A 22,906-nucleotide genomic window follows, 5' to 3' on the forward strand; every position below is an offset into this window, starting at 1 on the left:
ATCTTGATGCCCCGTCAGCCAACAATCCGAACTGCGGTTTGACCGATTTTTTAATGACCTGCGCTTCCTCCAAACGTCACAGGCTCCTTGCGGAGCCTGTGAACGTGGATGGCAGGATTGGGTTCAGTTTAATCAAGCAATCAAACCCAGCTCACGCACGGCAAATACAATGCAACTTTGCTCGCTGGCATCAAAGCAGACAAAGGGGGCTTCGTATCCGGCGGCCTCGGCCTGTGCTTCGGCCTTATCGTAATGAACGCCAAGTTCGCATTCTTTACGGGTGGCTGTGACAGTAAAGACCGGCATATCGGGCATGCCGGAAGCATTGCGACAAGCCACGGCGATTTTCGTTTCGATGGTTCCATCGCGTTTTTGAATGGTCATTGGAATTTCTCCTTGAGATAAAAGAAATGCCGCCATGTCTGCGTAAAATGCGGACATGGCGGCATGGGGAAAACCGGCAACCCGAAGGTCGCCGGTCAGGTAGGAACATCAAGCAACCAACTGCCTTGCCAGCGCTACCTCAACCGAATCGCCGTCCTGGTTCAGCACATCCAGACCCGATTCCGGCACATCGCCTGAGGTGGATTGCGAGACCATGATTTTCTTGGCCATCAATTCCAGGCAGGTCATCTGCGAGGAACCGGCGTAGCCCAGATAAATCACGCGAACCGGCTGTTTCTGCCCGATGCGCCACGAACGCCGTGAAGCTTGTTGAAGCGAATACACGTTGTAGCCGGACTGAAGAAACACAATCGTCGGAAACTCCAACAAATCCAGTCCGGTTTTGACAAGCTCCGGGTTGGTGATGAGCACATCAATCCCTCGGTCCAACTGCTCGGCAATCCAGTCTTCGCGGCGGCTGGCATCCACACTTGCGCGCAATACCGCCACCTTGAAACCTTCCTGCTCAAGCAGCACCTTCAAGCGCGATGTGGTATCGCGCGTGCCGGTGTAGACCGTATAGACCAGCGTCTTGCGACCCTTGGCTTTTTCCTCGCGGCAAATATCGATCATCTCGCGCTCTTTTGGCATGATTTCCAGCTCGTTGAATTGGGCTGGAACAAATGCCAAGGTATTGCGCGTGCGTGGGTGAATAACGGTCTCGGGACGAAAGCAGCAATCCGGCCAGGCCAAGAGCACATTGAGCACCACGCCCAGCAAAGTCGTATCGCGTTTTGCCAGCGCCTGCTTCAATGCTGAAGTCAGACTGTCTGCCAAGTCACGATAGGCATTGGCTTGCGACACTTCCATGTCTACCGCACGAAATTCCTCGTAATAAGGCGGCAAGACGTTGCCGCCGATGTCCTGCAACTTGAGAAAAATCGTAAACGGCAGCACGCAGCGCAATACGCCTTTGGGGCCGAAGCCCACAAAGGCTGATACGAATAGTCAGCCAGCCCCGACATCAGCGTTCCGACTGCTGCTTGCGTTTCACAGATAGGTCTGGCGCTGTTCCAAAAACAAGTTTCCCATGTGCCATGACGTATTTTATGGGTATCTTTGGATTGTTGATGTCTTTCCCGCCATCAGCATGCCACTTTTCTTCCCATTTCTTGAAATAAAAATTCAATTCTTCTGGTTCAAGGAGATAGACCGATTGGAGAGCGATATTCCTGTACACAGCGAACACCCAAGGAACTTTTCGATATTTTTCGATGATGGATGGATTCATATGATGATGGGTAGAAAACCCATGCGTAAGCTCAATATTGACAGACTTCAACTCATATTCCCGGCCTGTTTCATCGACAGCATCATTTCCTTCGCGCCCAGGTAAAATATCCAAATTCAACAGCAAAAGAACTTGCAGCAACTTACCGCCATTATCTTGAAAGATATCGTCAATCCCATGTTTTGCGGCAAGTTCTTGATAATCCTGTATGGCAGGCCAAATATCCAGCAAGCGTTGATAATCGGCATGTGGCTTGAAATTCACGCTGATTCCTCCAATAGCGAAGCGGGAGAAACCCCTAACGCTTTTGCCAAGCATTCAATGTTGTCTATCGAAATGTTGCGCTCACCCCGCTCCACTGAACCTACGTAAGTTCGGTGAAGTTCAGCAATTTCTGCCAGCGCTTCCTGGGAAAGGCCAAGCCTCTCCCGTGTTGCTTTCAGGTTTCTGGCAAAAAATAGCCTTGTGGCGGATGGGGTTGACTTTTTCTTCATTTGGCGCAGAATAGGCGCATGATGACAATGAATCTACAGACTTTGAGTAGCAATCCGGCGTTGATGAACGGTTCAACTGCACCTGCCTACTTCACCACAAAAGGGGCTGCCTACATTGGAGACTCTCGGGTGCTGCTTGAGTGTCTGCCTGATGACAGTGTGGACTTGGTCATCACCAGCCCGCCATTTGCCTTGCAGCGGAAAAAGGAATACGGCAATCTTGACCAACACGATTACATCGATTGGTTTTTGTCATTCGGGCGCATCGTTCACCGCAAACTGCGTGATAGTGGCAGCTTTGTGGTCGATTTTGGCGGGGCGTACATGTCGGGAGTTCCAGCGCGCAGCCTCTACAATTTTCGGGTACTGCTCCGTATGGTTGACGAGCTTGGCTTTTTTCTCGCAGAAGACTTTTATTGGTTCAATCCATCAAAGCTGCCAAGTCCAATTGAATGGGTCAACAAGCGTAAGTTGCGCGTGAAGGATTCGGTCAATACCGTGTGGTGGTTCAGTAAAACACAGTGGCCAAAATCGGATATTACCAAAGTGCTTTCACCATACAGCGACCGCATGAAGAAATTACTGGAAGACCCGGAAAAATTTTATACGCCAAAGGTTCGACCGTCCGGGCATGATATTGGTAAGAGCTTTGCCAAAGACAACGGCGGATCCATCCCGCCAAATTTATTGCAAATACCCAACACCGAATCAAACAGTCAATATATTCGGGGTTGCAGAGCTGTTGGCATTAAAAGCCATCCTGCGCGTTTTCCTGCCAGGTTGCCGGAGTTTTTTATCAGGATGCTGACTGAACCAGATGATATTGTTGTGGACATCTTTGGCGGCTCAAACACAACAGGTCAAGTGGCGCAATCTGAAGGACGGCGATGGTTAACATTCGAGGAGCTTCCCGAATATGTTGCGGCATCTGCATTTCGTTTTCTTGACAAAGATATAAACCCCGAAATTGCCCGCTCCTTGTATGACGATATTATCACGGGGCAATCAGTGGATATGGATGAATTCCACGAACAAATGATGCTGGAATTGTGAGAATTTAAGGAAACATCGAAAAATATCGTTTTTTATTGGCACGATAAAGCAGATACTCACACCACCTGAGAACAGGTGGAAAATCACTTGATGACTGTCTTGTGCAACCGGGTTTTTAGATGTTCCTTTCATATTTGCCTTTGTCGTACTGATCGAGTTCGGTGTTCTTCACCACGAAGTCGCCGATGTTGGTGGCAAGACGACCGACATTGAAGTCGCCGTTTCGGCCGTGGATGGTTTTGATGGACAACTGTCTGGAAAGGGTAATCATGAGAACATCTCCTGAAGTGGATGGGATCAACGAATGCCTATGCCGCTTGTGCAAACAGCGGCAGGTCGGAGGGCTGGGCATCAAGCGGGTCATGAACAGCAGGCTGGAAAGGTTCCGCCGTCAACACGCCCGCACGAATCAAAGCGCCCAGCGCTTGCGTCAGAACGTCTACATCCATGTCCAGCCGGAACCCCGTCAACGGCCCGAGGGTCGTTGGCAGACGGCGCAGCATGTCGTGGGTATTGAGTAAATCCAGCACCACATCGTGCCAGTGATCCAGTAGTGGCAACGGGCAGGTCTCCTGCACCAATGTCCACAGCCGTTCGGATTGATGGGATGAATCACGCGGCAGTAATACCAACGCGCTGGCGTTGGATTTATCCGGCTGGATGCAGCGCCGGTCGAACAGCCACAGGTTGGTGAGCGTGCCAAACAGCGTGCGTCGATAGGCACGGGCGCTACGCTTTTCCAGGCGTTCCACATCGCCGACAAATACGGGCAAAGCGCCGCCTTGTTCGGTGATGATGTGAAACTGCTCCAATCCCTGTGCGTCACGACCCAAGGTCAGACGCGCCAGAAACTGCTGCACGGCGGTATCCCGCGCCCAGATGGAGAGCAATACCAGATTGCCCTGTTCGTCGCTGACGCAAGCATCAAGCATGACATCGGGGCATTCGTCGATGCGGTAAAGCGTGGGGGTAGAAATTGCAGGCATGGTGTAGTCCTCGGATAAAAGAAGGACAGCACCGCCCGCTGGGGCAGTGGCTGCCCCGTGGGGTGAAGGAAAATGCCTGATGGTCAGGCGATGGTGGTTTAAATAGAAGTTTTCAAGCGGCCATTGCGTCGCTGCGCTGCGCATGCCAGGCACGCACGTTGTTGCGCCACGCGCGGGATTGCTCGGGAGTCATTTCAAGATACGCAAGCGGGCAACTGTATCGATACGGGTGCATCGCTTCCTCCATCGGCTTGTGTCCCCACATGCCGTTATGGCAATCCAGCAGGTCGCAAAAGATATACCGCTGCGGCTTGCCACTTGTCTTGGGTTTGACTTCAACGACCGACCACAACACCTCGCCACAGTCTTTGTGGGCAATGGTGATGGTATGGGCGTTCTCAGTTTCCCGAGGAGCGGTCAGTTCTTTGATAAGTGCGGATTTCGATTGCGCTGAAAAATACCAGCCCATGAGAGGTCTCCAATAAGAGGCCGGGGCTGCCCCATCGGGGCAAAACCCCAACGGGTGAGAGAAAAAGGCAATCAGGCGAGTTCAGAAACTGCTCTTATGCCAATCTTGCGAAAGCGGCTCGAAGGTGTAGTCCAATGCCATCAGCCGATCGCGCTGTTGACGCATGACACGACGCTCCACCGTGGCATCGAGTTTGACCACTTCGCCCAGCGGCCAGAGCAAGCCGAACAAGGCGGCATCGTCTGCGTCCGCAACGCCTTCGGCAGAGACGGGCAGTTCAGGCTCGGAACCAAAGGGTGTGGTGTCAACCAGCGGATGACGCGGGTCGCGCGATGCTTCCTTGGCGACTGCGTTGGGAGCAGCGGCTACGGGTGCTTGTGCCTCCTCGTCAAGCGGGTCGATTTCCTGCGGACTAAGCCGCTTGGCTTCGTCGCAGTTCAGGGCATCGATACTGGAAATCGTCATCCCGCCCAATTGGGCGCGGATTTCGATCACCATGCGGCCATTGGCCGTATAGGTTGCGGGGCGGATTTCGGCAATGATGAAATCGCCTTCGTATTTGCCTTCATCGTACTGATCGAGTTCGGCGTTTTTGACCACGAAGTCGCCAATATTGGTGGCAAGACGACCGACATTGAAGTCGCCGTTTCGTCCGTGGATGGTCTTTATCGCCAATTGACCGGGAATAGTAATCATGAGAAATCTCCTGGACGGGATTAGGAATAAGTGCAAGACCCCGTAGTTCAGGGGTCTTGCAGGGTTTGCATCAGAACGATTCGACAGTAGTTGCTGCGTCGGTGGTTTGCGAAGGTGCAGATTGCGTTTCAACGTCCGATGTCGCGGGTTCAGAAGCAGGTGCTTGCGTTTCCTCTGTATCGATTTGCACCGCTTTGGGTTCAGCCTTGTAGACGGTTTTGCCGTCCATCTTGATCCAGCCGATATAGAGCAAGCGAGCTTTGAAACTCACGCCCTGTTCGCCCGCGCGTTTGCCTTTGCTGTAGGTAAAAATATCCGCCCACAAATCGCCGAGGCGAAAACCAATCAAGACTTTCTTCTCGGCCTTGACGGCCTCCTCGCAGCGGCGCACCAGGTGCTGTGCCTCGCTGCCGGAGACGCGGGTATCAAAACGCACATAGGTCGGTTTGTCGCTTTCGCCATTGAGCGCCGCAATATCGCACGCAAGAAAAGGCTCGCCTTTCTTTGGGGTGACTTCGCGGATGCGATTGAGATAGCCGATGCCAGAAATGTGCAGGTCAAAATACGATTTCTCGTTGGAAGGTGTCATGGTGTGAACTCCAGTTGGATAAAGAAAGCGAAAGACACACCACGCCCAAGCGGGAGAAGTGTGCAACCCCCGCGTGGGTTGATGAAACGAGTTTGGAAAAACAGGCATCACCATCCAACGGATGGCCGTTCGCGCGAAGATGCCGAAAGCGAACTGGATGGTCTAACGCAAGTCAAAACCTGCGCCGCAGCCTTAAAGACCTATGGCTGCCTGGGCATGTGCTGACAACGCCAGCAAACATGCCCCAAGCGTGCCGCCAATCAATAGGCAATGCGACAAACAATCGGCATCACGCCTTGACTGTTTTATCTTTCCATTAAAAAAGCCCCCGACGAATCGGAGGCTTCTGGGATGAAACGGTGAAGAAAACCTACGCCGCCTTGCGCATTTTGGCGGTTTTGCCGTCAACCACATCGATCACGATTTGCCGCCAGGTGCCGTCGTCAATCAAATCCGCCAGCACCGCGCCAAGGTCATTGAAATAGACCTCATCACGGCGAACAACCAACTCGCCGTTCTGGTGCAGTTCCACAACGTATACATCCGCACGTTTGCAACTGGGCTTCAAGAAGTGAACGATTCATGGGGAAAGTCTCCAAAAAAAACGGTATCCGGTGATGTCCGTTTTTCAGTCAGCCACTTGGAAACATCGAACCTGCTCCGATACGCTATTCATTCCATTTCGCGTTAAAAACATGAATAATTCGACTCGGAGCGCATCCGAAGAATCTGGCATGGCCTTTGATTATTAATTCAGTTTCTAACGCTAATTAGAATCAGATGCGCTCCCTGATTTGTTGCCGTATTGCATTGGCAAGCGGATGCAGCCTTTCAGGGGTCGCTTCGCCCACGAGGCTGTAGCCAAAACCACCATCCGACCAGACAAATCCATGCACATCCCCCGCCGCTACAGCGGTCATGGTGCTGTCGTCACGCTTGGGCATGGGCTGGGCGAGCATCACCAGGCGGGTGCCTTTGTCGTCGTCATACATCAATAGCACTGCTGCGCCGTGCGTGCCTGCCACTACGCGCCCACCCATAAAGCGATAACCGGAGGTTTCCAGTTCAGGAATGGCAATGGGGTGGCCGGTGCGCTCTTGCGCCCAAGTCGCCAACAGGGGTTTGTCTTGCGCGCGCAGTTCTACCGGTCTTAGGCGGTCGGGGGCGTAGACGCTGTAGCTGGCAATGGCCTCATGCCCCAGTGCCATCAAACCTGCGCTGCTACCCATGCCCATGCCGCGCACCATCCAGCCGCCCGCGCCGCCCACCGCCAGCAACAGGCTGGCGGCTGCACTCAGCGCCCAATAGGGAAGCCGCCACTTGTTCCACCATGATTTTTCACTTGCATACGTCCCCAGCATGCGGCGCAGATTCAGTTCAGGCGGCAGCGGTTCTGCGGCAATGGGTGCCAAAGTGTCGCGCAATTGCTGGCGCTGCGTGCGCCAGGCGGTGACGCGGGCAGCAACCGCCGGATGGGTTTCGAGATATGCGGTAACTTCGGCGCGGCGCAGGCCATCGAGCTGTTCATCGGCAAAGGCATGCAAATCGTCTTCGGTAATCGGGCGCTCGTTCACATCATTCTCCATTCATGGCATTTTTCACGATGCGCAGCGGCGCACGGGTGCTTTCGCCGGACAGCAGCCGGTGCAGGCGGTCACGCGCCCGTGACAGGCGCGACATGACAGTGCCCACGGGAATATCCAGCACCTTGGCAGCCTCAAGATAGGAAAGGTCTTCTACGGCAATCAGCAGCAATACGCTGCGCTGCTCATCGGGCAGATGCGCCAGTGCGCTCATCACGTCTTGGCAGTGCAAGTGTTCTTCCTGTGTGGCGCGGATGCTTGCCGGTTCAGCCCCATCGATAGGCAGCATGCGCGGTTGTCGGGTCGCACGGCGCAACCGGGTCATCGCCAGGTTGTGCAAGATGGTGAACACCCAGGCACGGGCATTGCCGTCATCACGGCATTGATGCCAGCGCCCAATGGCGCGTTCCAGGCAGTCTTGCACCAAATCATCGGCATCCCACGCATCGTGCAGCAAGGCGCGGGCATAGCGCCGCAGGGCGGGTATCAGCGGTGAGAGGGTGCGCATGATGTCTGGTGGCATAGGTTTCCTCGTGACCGGCAATGTCGATTCCCTGCAAGCGCAAGGTTGCAGACCAGTAGACGCACACAACGCCAATTTATTCCACCCTGCCGCGATTTTCTTATTTAAGCAAGTCAGCCCCAAAAAAATTTCACAAAGCTGGAATAAAGCCGTTCTGCACAAGTCTACGCAAGCAGGAATCCTCGCCGCGCTGCCCTTCGCGGCGTGACTTGAAATCACATTCAGGAGCTTGTCATGTTGACACGACGTTTCATTCTGTTCTCGGGTGCTGCCTGCCTTGCGGGCGGCACGGGGTTGCTGTCCCTGCTGTCAAAGACCGCCTGGCAGGCGCATGCCGCCTCCGGCAACTTCCCGTTTGCTCTCGATGATGACGAGTGGCGCAAGCGCCTGACAGCCCAGCAGTACGCCATTTTGCGAAGGCATGGCACTGAGCGCCCCTATTCCAGTGCGCTCAATAACGAGAAACGACGTGGCATCTTTGTCTGCGCGGGCTGTGAGAAAGAACTGTTTTCGTCCACAACCAAGTATGACAGCCGCACCGGCTGGCCGAGCTTCTGGATGCCGATTAGCAAAGAGGCCGTGGGCGAAAGCCGCGACACGTCTTACGGCATGGTGCGCACCGAAATTCACTGCGCCTATTGCGGCGGGCATTTGGGGCATGTCTTCAATGACGGCCCGCCGCCCACCGGCTTGCGCTACTGCATGAATGGCGATGCCATGTTGTTCAAGCCCTTTGATAGCTGAAGGAACCTGCCATGCTGTTGTTTATTTTTGCCTATCTGGGCGGCGTGCTGACCATGCTCAGCCCGTGCATTTTGCCGGTGCTGCCGTTCGTGTTTACCCGTGCCGGACAGCCTTTCATGCGCTCAGGCTTGCCGATGCTGATGGGCATGGCTGCGAGTTTTGCCCTGGTCGCCTCGCTGGCAACCGTGGCTGGTGGCTGGGTGGTTGCCGTCAATGATTATGGGCGCTTGGCCGCCATGGTGTTGCTGGCGGGTTTTGGCGTGCTGCTGTTGTGGCCGGGTTTGGCGGCGCGGCTGGCCGCACCTGTGGCCGCATTGGGCGGGCGTTTGTCGGCCAAATCGGCCAAAACCGATGGCGGCGGGGTCGGCAGTTCGGCATTATTGGGCGTGGCAACCGGTCTGTTGTGGGTGCCTTGCGCCGGACCAGTTCTGGGCTTGATTTTGACCGGAGCGGCCTTGAACGGCCCCAACGTCAATACCAGCTTATTGCTGTTGACCTATGCCTTGGGCGCTGCCACCTCACTGGCGTTGGCGTTGTTGGTCGGTGGCAAGGTGTTTGCCGCGATGAAACGCGCCTTGGGGCTAGGCGAATGGATGCGCCGCAGCATGGGCGCTCTGGTATTGGTGGCAGTCGGTGCGATTGCATTGGGGCTGGATACCGGCCTGTTGACCCAACTGTCGCTCGCCAGCACCAATGCGATTGAACAGCGTCTGCTGGACGGATTGAAACCGATGCCGGTCGAACCGTCGGCTGAAAATCCCGCGTCCCCCGCGATGATGGCGGCCAATCCCGCCATGATGATGAGCGCCAATCCCGCGATGATGGCCGCAGACCCCGCATTGGCAGAAAACGCCGCGCTTGCCGTGGAAGGCACGCTGCCGCCATTGGATGGCGTGACGCAATGGCTCAATTCCCCACCGCTGACCGTGGAATCTTTACGCGGCAAGGTCGTGTTGATTGATTTTTGGACGTATTCCTGCATCAACTGCCTGCGTGCCATTCCCCATGTGCGTGCCTGGGCAGAAAAGTACAAAGACCAAGGCTTGGTCGTCATCGGCGTGCATACGCCGGAATTTGCCTTTGAGCGCAAAATCAGCAACGTCGAACGCGCCATTGCCAGCCAGAAAATTACCTATCCGGTCGCGGTGGACAACAGCTATGCCGTCTGGCGCGCGTTCAACAACCAATACTGGCCTGCACATTATTTTATCGATGCCAAGGGGCAGATTCGTCACCACCAGTTTGGCGAGGGCGAGTACGAACAGTCCGAACGCATCATCCAGCAATTGCTGCGTGAAGCCGGACAATCGGATGTGGCAGACGACGTGATTACCATCGTTGCGACCGGCGCTGAAGCCGCACCGGATTTTCAGAATGTGCTGTCGCCGGAAACCTACTTGGGATTTCAGCGTGCCAGAAATTTCATCTCGCCGGGCGGCTTTATGCGCGGTGGTATCAAGCACTACACCACGGACGAGCCACGCTTAAACGAATGGGGCTTGAGCGGCCAGTGGCAGGTGGGTGAAGAGCACGCCAGCCTCAAAAGTTCCCAAGGCGGCATTACCTTTCGCTTTCACGCGCGGGATTTGCACTTGGTGCTCGGCCCAGGCGAGGGCGGCAAGCCGGTGCGCTTCAAAGTCACCATAGACGGCGTGCCGCCCGGTGTCGTGCATGGTGTGGACATCAACGCCGAGGGCGAAGGCGTGGTGCAAGAAGAGCGCCTCTATCAACTGATCCGTCAAAACGATGGCTCGATTGGCGAACACCGCTTTGACATCCAGTTTCTTGACCCGGGCGTTCAAGCCTATGCCTTCACCTTTGGTTGATTTAGAGGAGTGACATCATGAAAACCAAAATCCCATCCTTCTTCGCCGTGGTTGCCGCCACAGCCTTATTCGTCGGCCTCAGCGGCGCTTTGCCCGCAGGCGCACAGGAAGGTATTGCCATTCCCGCGCCCAAACTCGACCAAACCGATGCCTCTGGCCTTCAGGTAGCCGTACTGGCGGCGGGATGCTTCTGGGGCGTGCAGGGCGTGTTCCAGCATGTTGAGGGCGTTGAAAATGCGGTCTCCGGCTACGCGGGCGGGGATGCCAAAACCGCCAATTACCGCGCCGTCGTCAGCGGTCGCACGGGTCACGCCGAAGCGGTACAAGTGACCTATGACCCGAAGGTCATCAGCTATGGCGAGATTTTGCAGATTTACTTTTCAGTCGCGCATGACCCGACCCAACTCAACCGCCAAGGGCCGGACAGAGGCACGCAATACCGCTCGGCCATCTTCCCGCAAAACATCGAGCAGGCACAAATTGCCAGCGCCTATATCGACCAGCTCAATGCCGCGAAAACCTACCGCGCCGCCATCGTCACCACCATTGAAGTGGACAAACCCTTTTACGTTGCCGAGGATTATCACCAAGACTATATGACCAAACACCCCACCCAGCCCTATATCGTCATCAATGACCTGCCCAAGGTGGACAACCTCAAGCAGTTGTTCCCCGAGCGTTTCAGGAACATACCGCGACTGGTTGCCCATAACGAAACTTGAGGAGGAATGCCTGCATTGACAAAAACCGGGGGTTTGAAAGGCTTTATCCACCGCATGGATAAAAACATGGAGTAGCAAACAACAAGGAGGCAACCATGCAACCCAATCGACGACACCTGATGCAAGTATTCGCGCTAGGCCTGACATCGGGCATGACAACACGCCTATGGGCGAATGAATTGACGGGCTACAACGTAGCTGCGGCTACGGAGTTCCTGTCCACCATTCCGAGAAAAACCGGCGATCCGGTCGTCTTTACCTATGCGCTGGATAAAAGCCCCATCAAAGCCACCACTGGCGGCTGGGCGCGAGATGTCACCGTCAAGGAACTGCCGATTGCCACCGGCATTGCCGGTGCGCACCTGTTCATCAATGCGGGCGGCGCGCGTGAAATGCACTGGCACGATTCGGTGGAATGGGGTTATATCGCGGGCGGGAATTGTCAGGTGACAGTGGTTGACCCGCATGGCGAAACCGAAGTGGTCAATCTTAATCCGGGGGATTTATGGCATTTCCCCAGAGGGCATGCGCACTCGGTACAGACGCTGGGCGAGAAGCCGTGCCACGCCATTCTTGCATTCAACGACGGTCTGTATTCCGACCACGGCACCTTCGGTATCAGCGACTGGATGAGTCGTTATGAACCTGCGGTGCTGTCAAAGGTTTTGGGTGTGTCACAGGAAATCATTGCGCAACAGCCCTTGGGCGAAACCTACATCATGCAAGGGCCTGTGCTGGCACTTGACGGACCGCAAGCACGCAAGGCGCGGCCACTTGCACCAGAAAAAACGCACCGTTATCCCCTGATCGCAAGTACGCCTTTGGTTCAGAACGCGGGCGGTGAGCTTTATCTGGCAACGCGCAAGGAGTTTCCACTGGCGCAGGAGTTCAGCAGCCTCTTGTTGCGGCTGAATGCCGGTGCCATGCAGGAGCCGCATTGGCATCCCAATGCCAACGAATGGCACTACATCCTGAAAGGCAAGGTGCGCATAACGTTGTTTTCTCCCGACAAACGAGTCGCCGTCGCCGATATTGGCGCGGGAGATATTGCCTATATTCCAAGCAACTGCGGCCATTCGATACTCAATATTGGCAACGAAACCGCAGAAATTCTCGGAGCGCTGGATAGTGGCGATTATCAAATCAGCAATCTCCCTGATTGGCTGTCCAACGCGCCACGACATCTGGTTGCCAATAATATGGGGATTTCCGAGTTGGCCTTACCTGAGTTCCCGAAGGGACAGCATATTGTTGCGGGAGTCGCCCGATAGACACATCACAATGTAATTCCAAGCAGGTTCGGTTTCTGACCATCCCTGCTTTTTCGTTTCAGCGCGTATCGGGTGACGTTGCCATGCGCAGCGCCCAAGGGGCGACCTCCATGCTCGGCAACGCATTCGTTTCCAGCGTCACATGCGAAAGCGCCTTGTAAATAGGCAATGCGACAAACAATCGGCATCAAGCCGTGACTGTTTTATCTTTCCATTAAAAAAGCCCCCGAAAAATCGGAGGCTTCTGGGATGAAACGGTGAAGAAAACCTACGCCGCCTTGCGCATTTTGGCGGTTTTGCCGTCAACCACATCGATCACGATTTGCCGCCAGGTGCCGTCGTCAATCAAATCCGCCAGCACCGCGCCAAGGTCATTGAAATAGACCTCATCACGGCGAACAACCAACTCGCCGTTCTGGTGCAGTTCCACCACATACACATCCGCGCCCCGGTCATACAGCACCGAGACCTGGCCCGCAAATTTCGCCGTCGAAACGGTAAAGTTGATGGCGGGCGGCGTGCGGATGATGTCAGCAGGCTTTGGGTCAACGCACGTAAAATCTCGTGCATTGGCATCGACCAATAGATGAGTAATCTTCCTGAATCCGTCGGGTGCAGGCAGGTGTTCCATCTGTTCGATCAACTGCGCCAGTTCCAGGCACTGCGGTTTGGGAACCGGCAGCCTGGCCGGGGCCGCGCCGAGAATTTGCGTGGTTACGGTATGCGACACGCCATCTGACCCGATTTCGGTACGTTCTTCCGGCGTATCCGCCCGCAAACCGTCAAAACGGCGGCGGGCGTAGGGACGCACAAAGACCTTGGTGCCTTCATCGGGAATCACGCTCGCCAAACGGCGGTCAAGCACCATAAATTGGGTGCGGCCGGTTTTGACGATAATCGCCTCATCGGTCAGCGCCACAACCTTGCCGCCAAACGGCTTCGGGTCAAACGCAATCCCCAGCATGGATGGCTGGGGCAGACCATCGATAATGCCGTATTTGAATCCGCGAGCATTGCTCGGCACATGGGGTCTGAGCAAGGTTTGCAACTGGGCTTTAAGAAGTGAACGATTCATGGGGAATCTCCAAATAAAAATGGGACTCCCCAGCCCCAAGGGGTGGTTTGTCCCTTGGGGTGAAAGACGCATAGCGTCCGTGAAAAAACCAGCCAGCGCACAGTTGCCGCGCCGCAGTCCTGATGGCCTTGACTGCCTGGGATGCTGTCAGCGTCGCCGACAAACATGGGGATGGATGTTGTAGCAGCATCAAACGCTTTGCACGCAGAAAACGGGATTGGGTGATACCTGTTTTCTACTCAAGCTCGTAGACCGGCAGCCCCGGCAACAATGGTGCATCGGCATCAAAGATCAGAATGCGCACGTCGGCCTCAGAAGCCAGAAACAGCACCTGCGTCAAATCGTCCGGCATGCCTTTATCGCGGTGAATCTGCCGCAAGTCGTCAGCAGTGATGCCGTCCACATGCAGCAGGTTGGCATCCGTCCACGGTGTGGCCATCAGTTTTACGCCGATGGCCGGGCTGTACGGAATGCGAAAGGCGATCAACAGGAACCGCTCGGGCGTGGCAATATCGGCCAGTTGCATCAGGTAGTGGTTGGACGATTCGCACAGGTGCGCCGAGCTGATTTCCCAGCAGCGGCTGTAGATGCCTGTACTGAACCCCAGACGTTGCGCAACCGCTTGCGCGGCTTGTTCGGAATCGGCATCGCCGATGTGGACGGCGCGGCCATCCACATCATCGCCGTAGATGGCATACACCGGCGCTTGGGTTTGCACTACGCGCAGATTCAAATAACCGCGTACAAAGGGATTGGAAGCGTTGGAAGATTGAGACATGGGATTTCTCCAAAAGTGGGTGATGGAGCCAATCCCCGCACCGGGGATTGAACCCCGATGGGTGAAAGAAACGCGTCAACAGCGATTACCATCCGTGGTAGTTCAAAACCAGATCGGTAATCACTTGACGGCGTTCAAGATCAAGACGACCCAAATCGGCCAGTCCTTCAAAATCACAGCGTTTGAGTAACGGTGCGCTGTCGTGGGCGTTATAAAAACTCACCATTGCGGCCAGAAACAAGCGCTCGCCGCGACTGAGCACATCCAGCGCTTCGGCAATCATGGGCAGATTGGGACGTAAATCCCAAATACTGCTCGCCCGGTTCAAGCCTTCGCGGCTGCCCTCGCCAAACCATTGCGGTCCAGCAATTTCAACGCCGCGTTTCCAGGCGTGGAAAAACTCGTGGGGTGCAAGCTCGAAATGCTGTTGCTCGCGTTCAATCTGTTCGAGAGCGCCATCAGGTAGCGTTGTGCTCATGTGAATCACTCCGGTTTGGATGGATGGGTCTGACCGGTGAAGACACAGGCCAGATGGCCGTAAGTGGTGGATTGGGACATCGGTGGAAGCTCCTGAAAAAATGCGGAATATCCTTGTCCCGTGCGGGAAAGGCGTTCCCGCAGGTGGGTGGGTGAAGTCGGGCAGCACGAGAGAGACTCTCGCGGCAGTCTGAAACCCTTGACTGCTGGCATGCGCTGAATACATCAGCAACGCATGGACGCAGCATCAGGCATGGAGACTGGCCAGTCATGTAAAAATCCGAACGCACTGCTTTCCGTTTTTTTGACGCGCAAAAAAATGGCTCCCCGGATAAGGGGGAGCCGCAGAGAAACACCGAACCCGATTCAATCCACCCAGATCAACTTGCCCTCGTTATCAAAGCGCAGTTGAACCTTCGCGTTGGCGAGTTTGGATTGCCCGGCATAGCGCAAGGAATACGGCAGCAACGCCGTCAGTACCTTGGCAGGCGAATCCTCGCACGCGATAGCGATAAAGGTGCGGATGCGGTCAGCATCGTTATCTTCAGCCGCTTCCTCGTAAGCCTCGTTGAAGATGTAATCGGACACGAGCTGGGTAGGGGCATTGGCCTGGGTGGTGAGATAGAGCACGTCGTGATGCCGTATTGCATCCACGACATATTCAGGCAGCCCCTGCATCCCCACATGCAGACTATCGACCAAAACCAGTTCCACGGCGTCTTCCAGACCGACCGCGTGGCTGCGGTGCCGGATGGCACCATGACGCACCTGGATACGTGGCAGTTCAACGGTTTTGGCCGCATCATGCAGCCAGTGACCGTGAGCCAGACGCTCTTCTTCCAGCACAAACGCCTGCGCAGCCTGAAGATAAACCTGCGCGGCAAAGGTGTCGCGCTCGTCGTCGCTTGCGGCCATGCGCCAGACACCACGCGCTTCGATTTCCTTGCGCGAAACCAGGCCGTCACGATAACAACGGTTCCAGTCATGGCGAAACCCTGCCGGTTCATCGTCCCAATCCCGAAACCAGTTCAATGATGCAAACGGCACATCGTTGAGCAGGTCGGCATTGCGGGAATCCAGGCAGTGTCTGGCGTGCTGGGTGATGAACGCTTCAGGCGACAAGCTGGCCTTGGCTTCCATCAATACCTCGCGGTAGGCCGTATTGACAGCGGCCTGAATGCGCCGCTTGTCTTGCTCTTCGTTGAGTAAGTGTTGCCGATCTGGCAGTTTGGCGAGCGTGCCATCCGGCAGCAACACCGTCTGGTGCCAGCCATGATCGTTGTACGATTCCTTAACGCCAATCGGCAAGCCCTGTAGAAAGGCACGCCATTGATGGGGTGAAGCCTTCAGGTCTATCAGCACCTTGCCCATTTTGGTTTTACGCCACGGCAACGTTTTATCGGCAAAGGGACGGGCGATTTCAGCACCGTTGCAAAACACAGGAACCGGAAAGGCTTTGCACAGCCGCTGCAACTCTTTGGCGACCCAAACGCGCAGGCGCTTGGCGGGGTCGGGTGACTGCACGCCGCTCAGACGGATTTGTGTGCCGATGCGCGGTGGCTTTGCATGAACCGTGATGTCATCACCGTTGATGATGGCCGCTGTCTCTGCCGCAAACGCCTGCTCGCCCGAATGCACGCTCAAGGTTCTGGCGAAATACAGCGTGGACAAGACCCCCAGACCAAAAGCGTTTTCGCGGGATTTGGTCGGCTCATCCCAGCCGGATTCGGCAATGAAGATAAGCGTCTGCAAATCCGCAATGCCGCAGCCGTTATCGCTGACGGTCAGGGTATCGCCGTCCACCGTGACATCGATACGTTTGGCTTTGGCACGGCGAGCATTTTGCAACAACTCGCCCAGCATGGAACGCGGGGTAAAGGCATGGCGAAGATTGGCAATCAGGCGGTGCTGATTGGTCTTTAACGAGATGGTACGCATGGGAGTCACTCCTTGGAAAAAACAGGCGCAGCCGTCCCCGATGCGCGAACGCATGGAGCCGATTTGCCGTGATGGATAGGGGGAATGGGCAAAGCCCGATGAAGAAAGTGGTCGGCACGTCAAAACGTGACGCAGCCCGAGCGACCTTGGCTGCTGGCAAGGGCTGACAGTCAGTCAGCAAGTGCGGGAATCAGGATGGCGCGGCGATCAGCATTTGTCGCGCATCAATACGCAATCGGTCATGGCGTTTTTTGTGACAGCAGACCAAGATGCCGAAGGCGAATACGCCTTCGGCTGGGAAAGAGACACACCCGTGGGCTGACGCAGCACCGGCCATCGCTAAACCGTTTGCTGTTTTCAGCACTCGCACCCGATTCTTGTCGTGGCTGGAATCGGTATCAATTGGCACACATCCGCGCACAAAAGGCACCCGTTGTTTCGCCTGCGGGTGCAGGCATCGAATACCGCTGACCGCAAAGGGTCTTCTGATGGCTCTCATCCAGAAAAGCATCAGAAGACCCTTCGCAGCCAACCTCATCATCAGAACAATCACGCGCAGGCGTAGGAGAAATCGGCCTTCTGGTTCCGCAGCCTTGCGAAACGCGCACATCTTGGAAGGCAAAGCGCGCTGGCTGTCCTGCGGGGAATGCAGGACGGGGAATGGTCAAGATGATTGGGATGCTCGGCGACGCTTGCGTATGGTCACGGCTTTGCCGGAATCCACCGGCAACGTGCCTTTGCAATCAGGGTATCGCGTGCATGACCAGAACGCGCCGTTTTTGCCGCTGCGCTGGCGCATGGCTGCTTGGCATAATGGACAAGCGGGCGATTCGGGCAGCTTGATTGTCAAAGCGGTATCGCGGTATTGCTGAACAAGCTGCGTGACCCACTGCGCCTGTTTATCGATAAACGCATCCAGTGCAAGCTGTCCGGCTTCTATCATGTCCAGCGCTTGTTCCCAAATCGCCGTCGTGCCGGGGTCGGCAATGGCGGCGGGGACGGTATCAATCAAGGTAAATGCGGCATCAGAAGCCCGCACCGCGCGGCCTTGTTTTTGCAGATACCCGCGTGCCAGCAAGCCGCTGATGATATTGGCGCGGGTCGCCTCGGTGCCGATGCCGGTGGTGTCTTTGAGCTTTTGTTTCAAGTGCGGATCGGTGACAAAGCGGGCAACGCCTTTCATTGCCTTGACCAGCTCGCCTTGCGTATAGGGCTTTGGTGGCTGAGTTTTCAGCGCTTTCAGTTCGACGTTGGATACCTGGCAACTCAAGCCTTCATGTAGTGCGGGCAGGTTTTGGCTGCGCTGTGTGTTATCCGCATCCTTCGGCTCTGCCAGTACCAAACGCCAGCCCTGTACAACGACTTGTTTGCCGGTGGCCTGCAGGGTTTCACCCGTGCAGGAGAAACGGGCAACGGTTCGGTCAAATTCATGCTGCGGCAGAAACTGTGCCAGATAATGCGCACGAATCAACCGATATACGGCCAATTCTTTCTCGTTCATCGCAGCCAGATTGGCCGGTTCCAGTGTAGGAATCATGCCGTGGTGGGCGGTGATTTTTCTGTCATTCCAGGCACGCGAGGGCTGGTTGCGGTCAAGCTGGCCGATGATAGGCTGCAGCGTGGCATCGGTTTTGAGCAGGCTGTTTAATACCGTGGGGACTTCGGACAACATGCTTTCAGGCAGATAGCCGCAATCGGTACGCGGATAGGTGATGGCCTTGTGTGTTTCGTACAGGCTTTGGGCGATATTCAAGGTTTCCTGCACATCAAGACCAAGCTGCCTTGAACAGGTTTCCTGCAAACTGCCAAGGTCAAAAGGCAATGGCGGCGCTTCGCGTATTCTCTCGGTTTCGACGGAGACAACTTGTGCGGTACCTGCACTGCGGATGCGCTGCACGGCTTGTTGTGCGATGGTTTCCTGCAAACACCGTCCGGCATCATCGGCGCTGGTTTTTGGCGCAAGCCACTGTGCAGAAAATGCCTGCGCGTTGGCAGATAACTCCACGTCAATCGCCCAATACGGCACAGCGACAAACTTGGCAATTTCGCGGTCACGCATCACAACCAGTTTCAGCGTCGGCGTTTGCACACGCCCGACGGACAGCACACCGTCATAACCGGCCTTGCGCCCCAGCAGGGTAAACAGGCGGCTCAAATTCATGCCGACCAGCCAGTCTGCCCGCGAACGCGCCAGCGCCGAGTAGTACAGCGGCATGGTTTCGTTCGATGGCCGCAGTTTATTCAACGCCGCGCGAATGGACACATCGTTCAATGCAGACAGCCACAGCCGTTCAATCGACCCGCGATAACCGCATAGCTCAACAATCTCGCGGGCGATCAGCTCGCCTTCGCGGTCAGCGTCGGTGGCAATGATAAGGTGGGTTGCCTTGGCGAGAAGCGCTTTGACAACCTTGAACTGCGCAGCGGTCTGGGGTTTGACCTCCACCCGCCAGCGCTCGGGAATAATGGGAAGCTGCTCGATAGCCCAGCGTTTGAGTTGTGCATCGTAGGTTTCGGGCGCGGCGGCTTCAACCAGATGACCGATGCACCAGGTCACGGTGACACCGGCGCCATTAAGGCAGCCATTGCCGCGCTGGGTTGCGCCCAGTACGCGGCCAATGTCTTTGCCTTGGGAAGGTTTCTCGCATAAAAACAGCCGCATGGGTTATTCGCATCCTGTTGAATCAATTCTGGATGGGAGAATGTCGGAAATGACGGTAATTGACAGTCAACAAACCGAATGTGGCCGTGTCTGTTTTTGAGACCTGTCCCCAGGGGACAGGTCTCAAGCACGGGAAAACGAAACTCCTTGGCGCAGTATGGCGTTATCCCCCGGGGATAGTTTGGTGCGTGTTCCCTATCGCTTATTCGTTCTGCTGCGCATCCGCCGGTTTTGACGTAAGCGTGATGGTTTCGATGCGCACGGGCAAAATCCCCACGCGCCGCGCCTGTACTTTGAAGGTCTCGCGCGACTTGCCGTCGGCATCTTCCCATTCGTCGCGCACCATGCGGCCCTGAACCAATACCCGCATGCCTTTCTGGTACAGAGTTTGCCAATGTCCAGCATCCCTGTGCCAGATTTCCACGGGTGCCCAAAAACCGCCACGGTCTCCAAATTCTCCATCGCCGGTTGGTACGGGATTATCAAAATGAACGTTTAACCGCAGCAGTCGGCGTGGTTCCTCATTGCCGCTAGGGAACTCGCGGTATTCGGGCGCGGAACCGATATTGCCTTCGCCGCTGAAATAGGTGCTCATATCAAAAACTCCGGTTGGGTGGAAAAATCCTGCATCAAACATGCAGACGCTGTTGCGCGATAAATTCATGAACAAGCTCGCAGCCGATAAAGTGGCGTTGGTGTTGCAACGCCACGGCAGCCGTAGTACCACTGCCCATAAACGGGTCAAGCACGGTGTCGCCCACACGCGAGGCCGCCAGTACACAAGGCGCAATCAATCTGGCCGGAAAGACGGCGAAATGACTGCCTTTGAAACCGCCGGTGGCGACCGTCCAGACATCGCGTTTGTTGCGAACAGCACGCGTCCCGATGTTGTGCAGATTGCTGCGTAGCCGTAAATGCTCATGCGGTGGTTGGCGTGCGGGATGTAGATTGCCCGGTCCGCGCGGATATGCAGCGGGTTCCTGCATGGCGGTCTGGTCAAAGTAATAGCGCGGGTATTTGGACAGCAAAAACAGGTATTCGTGCGAACGGGTGCAGCGGTCGGTCATGCTTTCGGGCATGGCGTTGGGTTTGTGCCAGATGATGTCCTGGCGCAACGTCCAACCATCACGGCGCAAGGCGAATGCCAGCAGCCACGGGATGCCGAGCAGGTCTTTGGGTTTGATGTCGCCGACGGGTGTAATCCTGTTGACTGCTGCTTGCGCTTTGCCATGCTTGCCGCCGATATAAACACTGCCAGAGCGGGCGCTGCGACTGCCTGCGTAGCTATCACCGATGACAATCCACAACGTGCCGTCATCGGTGAGGATTTCGCGCACCACGCGAAAAACCTGCACCAGACGGTCTATGTACTGTTCGGGCGTTGCACACGCGCCGATTTCCAGCGGTTTATCGGGATGGTTTGATGGCAGATAGCTGCGCAGCCGGAAATACGGCGGGCTGGTAATGCAGGTCTGCACCTGCACACCATCATCACGCATGCGTTGCAGTAATCCCAGGCAATCACCCGCGTGGGTTTTGTCCAGCCAGTGTTCGGGGGACGGCCTCATTGTGCAGCCTCTGCCATTCGGCGCAGATATACGTTCTCGGCAGCCGCTACCTTGTTGGCGCATTCTCGTGCCTGCCGTGCCAGCGTATGCAGCAAACTGATTTGCATATTCAGCACGATGCGTTGTTGTTCGATGACGTAAAGGTCATCAATCAGCGTCGTTGGGGTTGCCGGACTCATCATCACCTGCTGCCACAGCACCACGCCCATCGCCGAACGGTCGAGGTTGCGCCAGCGCAGAAAGGTTGTGCCTGCGCCAGTGTGTTGTTGGGCCAGTTGCACACCCAGCAGGCTGTAGGGGTAGCTGCGAACCTGTGGCAGGATGTGATGTTCTGCCAAACCCATCATTGCATCGCGCAGCGCTACGCACTGGTTGGCCCAGACTTTCAAACTCCCCTTACCTTTAAAAGGCTTTAAAAGGCCTTTTAGGTAGGCTGCGTGTTCCAGCCGTCGGAAGGCGGTCTGTTCCAGCGGTTGGAAGTGTCTGGGTTGGGGGCTGTCGCACGGGGTCATGCGGATTCCTCATGATCGGATACAACCCGTTCGGCTTCGCTGGACGCTGTGACTTCGATGTCCTCTGTCTCAGGTGCCGACGTGCTGTCATTCTTTGTTTGTAATCCCCCTCGCCGCACAATGGGCGGCGCAAAGCGGCTGCGACGGGTGCCTTCGAGTACGTCTTGCGGCAGTTCGCCAAACTTTTCCAGCGCGGCACGGGCAGCGGCGTTATTGGCGGCAAAATCGTCGCGGGTGCAGCCGGAGTAACGGTAATGCTGTGCCAGCGCAAACAGACTGCGCAAAGCGTGCGCACCGTCGTTAAGCCAGCCGTCCAGTGTGGGGCGGTCAATCAGCGCCGCGTGATGCGCCAACAGCAGTTTGCGAGCGATGTCGTCGTATTCGGCCAGCAGGTAAACTGCGGCAAAGCCCAGTTGGGCGCTGATAAACAGCGGCAGTTTCACCGGCTGCACGTTCAGGTTCTCGCCCAAATCCAAGGCCGGTGGGACATTGACAAGCACTTGTTCGACCTGTTCACGCAGGATTTGCAAGGTCGCCTTGGTCTGGTCGAGTTTGTCTTCAATGCGCAGCATCCACCAGTCGGAATACGGATCGTCCTGCTCGCTGCCGCGCTTCATCTTGTTCATTGCAGCGATATAGCCGTTCAGCCCGACAATCGCCGCCTGCCTTTCGCTGGCCGCCCGGCCATGCCAGATACGTGAGGCGTGGTGGGTATGCAGCGTCAGCGACATATTGCTGCGCAGGGAACCGAGGTTCAGTTGCAAGGATTCGGGATTGGACATGGTGACGGCTCGCGGTAGAAATAAACGAGCCGTCAGTTTCAAGATGAGCGGGAAGGCTGTCAGTCAATAAACCGCAATCGGGATGCTCCCGGTTGTTTTCCGCGTAAATGCTTATTGGTCAAAAGTGTCCCCAGGGGACACTTCCACTGAGCGCCATAAAGCGCTGTTTTGGATAGGCTGTGTGTTCCGCCGTCGCTCCAGTGGATGTCACTGGAAAAGTGCCGCGCCTATGCAGGCGGCACGAACTTGGCGCGTGCGGCTTCAACGGCGGCGCGGGTGCCGCAACCTTCGATATGGTCAATGCCGCCTGACTGTTTTGCAGACCGTAACGCCTGCACATCAAACAGACCTCGGAGACAGACTCATGGCATGCCAAGAAGCTATCACCAAAACTTGTACCTGATTGAGCACCCTTCAATCGCTGTGCTCAGTGGAAACTATCCCCTGGGGATAGCTCCATACACGGCCAAGGAGCGCTGTTTT

Annotated in this window: 28 protein-coding genes and 2 pseudogenes; 8 read left to right on the top strand and 22 right to left on the bottom strand. The window is 55.9% G+C overall.

What is annotated here, in order from left to right:
- Window positions 1-132: 132 nt before the first annotated feature.
- From AXE65_RS06555 to AXE65_RS13300, 4 genes and pseudogenes are all read right to left on the bottom strand, one after another.
- Window positions 133-384, bottom strand: coding sequence for a hypothetical protein (locus AXE65_RS06555; RefSeq protein ID WP_068389771.1), 252 nt, complete (start codon window positions 382-384; stop codon window positions 133-135).
- 108 nt (window positions 385-492) lie between these two features.
- Window positions 493-1,371: pseudogene (locus AXE65_RS06560) on the bottom strand (helicase-related protein); the annotation flags it as partial.
- Between the two features lie 37 nt (window positions 1,372-1,408).
- Window positions 1,409-1,993 carry a PDDEXK family nuclease gene (locus AXE65_RS06565; RefSeq protein ID WP_239685040.1) on the bottom strand — a complete coding sequence of 195 codons (585 nt, stop codon included), beginning with the start codon at window positions 1,991-1,993 and terminating at the stop codon, window positions 1,409-1,411.
- Complete coding sequence (locus tag AXE65_RS13300; protein ID WP_079214073.1) at window positions 1,936-2,169, bottom strand: helix-turn-helix domain-containing protein; 234 nt, start codon at window positions 2,167-2,169, stop codon at window positions 1,936-1,938. The genes AXE65_RS06565 and AXE65_RS13300 overlap by 58 nt, the downstream gene beginning before the upstream one ends.
- An 18-nt stretch (window positions 2,170-2,187) precedes the next feature.
- On the opposite strand from AXE65_RS13300, the gene AXE65_RS06570 reads away from it, so the two are divergent.
- Complete coding sequence (locus tag AXE65_RS06570; protein ID WP_079214074.1) at window positions 2,188-3,222, top strand: DNA-methyltransferase; 1,035 nt, start codon at window positions 2,188-2,190, stop codon at window positions 3,220-3,222.
- A 127-nt stretch (window positions 3,223-3,349) separates the two neighbouring features.
- Here the strand turns inward: AXE65_RS06570 and AXE65_RS13560 are convergent.
- The 5 genes and pseudogenes from AXE65_RS13560 to AXE65_RS06590 form a co-directional block, all read right to left on the bottom strand.
- Window positions 3,350-3,493: pseudogene (locus AXE65_RS13560) on the bottom strand (DUF3275 family protein); the annotation flags it as partial.
- A 37-nt stretch (window positions 3,494-3,530) separates the two neighbouring features.
- Complete coding sequence (locus AXE65_RS06575) at window positions 3,531-4,208, bottom strand: hypothetical protein (protein ID WP_068389852.1); 678 nt, start codon at window positions 4,206-4,208, stop codon at window positions 3,531-3,533.
- Between the two features lie 112 nt (window positions 4,209-4,320).
- Window positions 4,321-4,677: a hypothetical protein gene (locus tag AXE65_RS06580; RefSeq protein ID WP_068389777.1), complete on the bottom strand. Its 357-nt coding sequence runs from the start codon at window positions 4,675-4,677 to the stop codon at window positions 4,321-4,323.
- A gap of 81 nt (window positions 4,678-4,758) precedes the next feature.
- Window positions 4,759-5,373: a DUF3275 family protein gene (locus AXE65_RS06585; RefSeq protein ID WP_068389780.1), complete on the bottom strand. Its 615-nt coding sequence runs from the start codon at window positions 5,371-5,373 to the stop codon at window positions 4,759-4,761.
- 70 nt (window positions 5,374-5,443) lie between these two features.
- Window positions 5,444-5,962 (bottom strand): STY4534 family ICE replication protein, encoded by a 519-nt coding sequence (locus AXE65_RS06590; protein WP_068389784.1) that lies wholly within the window; start codon window positions 5,960-5,962, stop codon window positions 5,444-5,446.
- An 81-nt stretch (window positions 5,963-6,043) separates the two neighbouring features.
- Here AXE65_RS06590 and AXE65_RS13865 point away from each other — a divergent pair, with 81 nt between their 5' ends.
- Window positions 6,044-6,187 carry a hypothetical protein gene (locus AXE65_RS13865; protein WP_160330602.1) on the top strand — a complete coding sequence of 48 codons (144 nt, stop codon included), beginning with the start codon at window positions 6,044-6,046 and terminating at the stop codon, window positions 6,185-6,187.
- 145 nt (window positions 6,188-6,332) lie between these two features.
- Here the strand turns inward: AXE65_RS13865 and AXE65_RS13870 are convergent, their stop codons facing one another.
- From AXE65_RS13870 to AXE65_RS06605, 3 genes are all read right to left on the bottom strand, one after another.
- Window positions 6,333-6,494 (bottom strand): hypothetical protein, encoded by a 162-nt coding sequence (locus AXE65_RS13870; RefSeq protein WP_160330603.1) that lies wholly within the window; start codon window positions 6,492-6,494, stop codon window positions 6,333-6,335.
- A 244-nt stretch (window positions 6,495-6,738) separates the two neighbouring features.
- Entirely contained in the window at window positions 6,739-7,536 is a 798-nt protein-coding gene (locus AXE65_RS06600) for an anti-sigma factor family protein (protein WP_068389790.1), read from the bottom strand.
- A 1-nt stretch (window position 7,537) separates the two neighbouring features.
- Window positions 7,538-8,068 carry a sigma-70 family RNA polymerase sigma factor gene (locus AXE65_RS06605; protein WP_068389793.1) on the bottom strand — a complete coding sequence of 177 codons (531 nt, stop codon included), beginning with the start codon at window positions 8,066-8,068 and terminating at the stop codon, window positions 7,538-7,540.
- Between AXE65_RS06605 and AXE65_RS06610 the strand changes: the two genes are divergently transcribed.
- From AXE65_RS06610 to AXE65_RS06630, 5 genes are all read left to right on the top strand, one after another.
- A complete protein-coding gene (locus tag AXE65_RS06610; protein ID WP_068389796.1) occupies window positions 8,052-8,276 on the top strand; it encodes a hypothetical protein in 225 nt (74 codons plus the stop codon). The two genes, AXE65_RS06605 and AXE65_RS06610, sit on opposite strands and share 17 nt — an antisense overlap.
- 26 nt (window positions 8,277-8,302) lie before the next feature.
- Window positions 8,303-8,812, top strand: a complete 510-nt coding sequence (msrB, locus tag AXE65_RS06615) for a peptide-methionine (R)-S-oxide reductase MsrB (protein ID WP_068389799.1) — start codon at window positions 8,303-8,305, stop codon at window positions 8,810-8,812.
- Window positions 8,813-8,823: 11 nt separating this feature from the next.
- On the top strand, window positions 8,824-10,638 hold the full coding sequence (locus AXE65_RS06620; RefSeq protein ID WP_068389802.1) for a cytochrome c biogenesis protein DipZ: 1,815 nt from the start codon (window positions 8,824-8,826) through the stop codon (window positions 10,636-10,638).
- Between the two features lie 17 nt (window positions 10,639-10,655).
- Entirely contained in the window at window positions 10,656-11,360 is a 705-nt protein-coding gene (gene msrA / locus AXE65_RS06625) for a peptide-methionine (S)-S-oxide reductase MsrA (RefSeq protein WP_068389805.1), read from the top strand.
- 95 nt (window positions 11,361-11,455) lie between these two features.
- The gene (locus AXE65_RS06630; protein ID WP_079214075.1) at window positions 11,456-12,631 is read left to right on the top strand and encodes a cupin domain-containing protein; all 1,176 of its coding nucleotides are present in this window, start codon (window positions 11,456-11,458) and stop codon (window positions 12,629-12,631) included.
- Between the two features lie 268 nt (window positions 12,632-12,899).
- Here the strand turns inward: AXE65_RS06630 and AXE65_RS06635 are convergent, their stop codons facing one another.
- The 10 genes from AXE65_RS06635 to AXE65_RS06680 all read right to left on the bottom strand — a co-directional run bounded on the left by AXE65_RS06635 (window position 12,900) and on the right by AXE65_RS06680 (window position 22,423).
- Window positions 12,900-13,706 (bottom strand): GTPase, encoded by an 807-nt coding sequence (locus AXE65_RS06635; protein ID WP_068389811.1) that lies wholly within the window; start codon window positions 13,704-13,706, stop codon window positions 12,900-12,902.
- A gap of 235 nt (window positions 13,707-13,941) precedes the next feature.
- Window positions 13,942-14,484 (bottom strand): DUF5983 family protein, encoded by a 543-nt coding sequence (locus tag AXE65_RS06640; RefSeq protein ID WP_068389814.1) that lies wholly within the window; start codon window positions 14,482-14,484, stop codon window positions 13,942-13,944.
- Between the two features lie 85 nt (window positions 14,485-14,569).
- Window positions 14,570-14,962: a hypothetical protein gene (locus AXE65_RS06645; RefSeq protein ID WP_068389817.1), complete on the bottom strand. Its 393-nt coding sequence runs from the start codon at window positions 14,960-14,962 to the stop codon at window positions 14,570-14,572.
- A gap of 365 nt (window positions 14,963-15,327) precedes the next feature.
- Complete coding sequence (locus AXE65_RS06650; RefSeq protein WP_068389820.1) at window positions 15,328-16,899, bottom strand: ATP-binding protein; 1,572 nt, start codon at window positions 16,897-16,899, stop codon at window positions 15,328-15,330.
- Window positions 16,900-17,089: 190 nt separating this feature from the next.
- Window positions 17,090-17,521: a hypothetical protein gene (locus AXE65_RS06655; protein ID WP_153015406.1), complete on the bottom strand. Its 432-nt coding sequence runs from the start codon at window positions 17,519-17,521 to the stop codon at window positions 17,090-17,092.
- A 42-nt stretch (window positions 17,522-17,563) separates the two neighbouring features.
- Window positions 17,564-19,561, bottom strand: a complete 1,998-nt coding sequence (locus AXE65_RS06660; RefSeq protein ID WP_068389827.1) for a DNA topoisomerase III — start codon at window positions 19,559-19,561, stop codon at window positions 17,564-17,566.
- A gap of 202 nt (window positions 19,562-19,763) precedes the next feature.
- Window positions 19,764-20,156: a single-stranded DNA-binding protein gene (locus AXE65_RS06665; protein WP_068389855.1), complete on the bottom strand. Its 393-nt coding sequence runs from the start codon at window positions 20,154-20,156 to the stop codon at window positions 19,764-19,766.
- A gap of 34 nt (window positions 20,157-20,190) precedes the next feature.
- Window positions 20,191-21,129, bottom strand: a complete 939-nt coding sequence (locus tag AXE65_RS06670; protein WP_068389831.1) for a DNA-methyltransferase — start codon at window positions 21,127-21,129, stop codon at window positions 20,191-20,193.
- Window positions 21,126-21,641 (bottom strand): DUF3158 family protein, encoded by a 516-nt coding sequence (locus tag AXE65_RS06675; RefSeq protein WP_068389834.1) that lies wholly within the window; start codon window positions 21,639-21,641, stop codon window positions 21,126-21,128. Before AXE65_RS06675 ends, AXE65_RS06670 begins: the two co-directional genes overlap by 4 nt.
- Window positions 21,638-22,423 (bottom strand): PFL_4669 family integrating conjugative element protein, encoded by a 786-nt coding sequence (locus tag AXE65_RS06680; RefSeq protein ID WP_068389837.1) that lies wholly within the window; start codon window positions 22,421-22,423, stop codon window positions 21,638-21,640. The genes AXE65_RS06675 and AXE65_RS06680 overlap by 4 nt, the downstream gene beginning before the upstream one ends.
- A 179-nt stretch (window positions 22,424-22,602) precedes the next feature.
- Here AXE65_RS06680 and AXE65_RS14295 point away from each other — a divergent pair, with 179 nt between their 5' ends.
- Window positions 22,603-22,734: a hypothetical protein gene (locus tag AXE65_RS14295; RefSeq protein WP_275574864.1), complete on the top strand. Its 132-nt coding sequence runs from the start codon at window positions 22,603-22,605 to the stop codon at window positions 22,732-22,734.
- The last annotated feature ends 172 nt before the right edge of the window (window positions 22,735-22,906 follow it).

The organism is Ventosimonas gracilis (genome assembly GCF_001580025.1).
Lineage (GTDB): Bacteria > Pseudomonadota > Gammaproteobacteria > Pseudomonadales > Pseudomonadaceae > Ventosimonas > Ventosimonas gracilis.